The sequence below is a fragment of the Shimazuella sp. NTD250 genome (assembly GCF_059510375.1).
On record NZ_JCAJZS010000025.1, the window covers coordinates 1 to 864 of the forward strand.

Sequence of the window (864 nt, forward strand, 5' to 3'; positions counted from 1 at the left end):
TAGAAGCTATTTCAAAAGTCGGTTGACACATAAAAGTATTAGAGAAAGTATACAAAATGCTTTATAATGTTGAATGTAACGTTCATATCGGACAACTAATCTACGATTATTGTCCATCCAAGCAAAACAACGTTCTATTTTCCAGCGTTGTTTGTACCCGTCGCCCACTGCCAATGGGCGACCTTTTCTTTTCTTATCGGTTTTTCGACCGGGTATCGTAGGTTTGATTCCTTTTTTTCGAAGTGCGAGGCGAAAGGCTCGACTATGGTAAGCCCGATCTGCGACCAATTCCCGAAATCGACTAAGGGGTCTACCACGCTTGGATGGTACTCGAATCGTAGCCAATGTTCGTTCTGCCAAACGAATTTCATGTGGTTGTGCACTCTCTACCAAAAGCCCGATTGGGATGCCATTTTTTTCAGCTACAGCCATGACTTTGGTTCCTTTTCCCATCTTGGTTTTCCCTATTCCCGTCCCCCCTCGCTTTGCTGCCACAAACGATCCATCCAAATACACTTGATCCCAGTTCAATCGCTTTATTTCTTGCAACATTCCTAATAATTTTCTCCAAATTCGTTCCCAAATCCCGACTTTTTCCCATTCTTTCAATCGTCTCCAGCATGTCACATAGGAACCATACTCTTTTGGCATATCCATCCACGCTACACCTGTTTTCAACACGTAAATAATCCCATTCAGCACTTTTCTGAGTGGGATTGGAGGTCGACCCATCTGTGTTTTTCTTTTAGGTAGGAGCGGTTCAATTATTTTCCATTGTTTGTCCGTTATCTCATGTCTGCTCATGTCCCTATTTAATTTCATTTTGACTCATTTGACAATTTTTAGTTTTGAAATAGCTTCTAG

Annotated in this window: 1 protein-coding gene; it reads right to left on the reverse strand. The window is 41.7% G+C overall.

Going from position 1 to position 864, the window contains the following annotated elements; all coding sequences use genetic code 11:
- Window positions 1-6: 6 nt before the first annotated feature.
- Entirely contained in the window at window positions 7-822 is an 816-nt protein-coding gene (locus tag AC5WOF_RS19405; RefSeq protein ID WP_496051589.1) for an IS5 family transposase, read from the reverse strand.
- Between the last annotated feature and the right edge of the window lie 42 nt (window positions 823-864).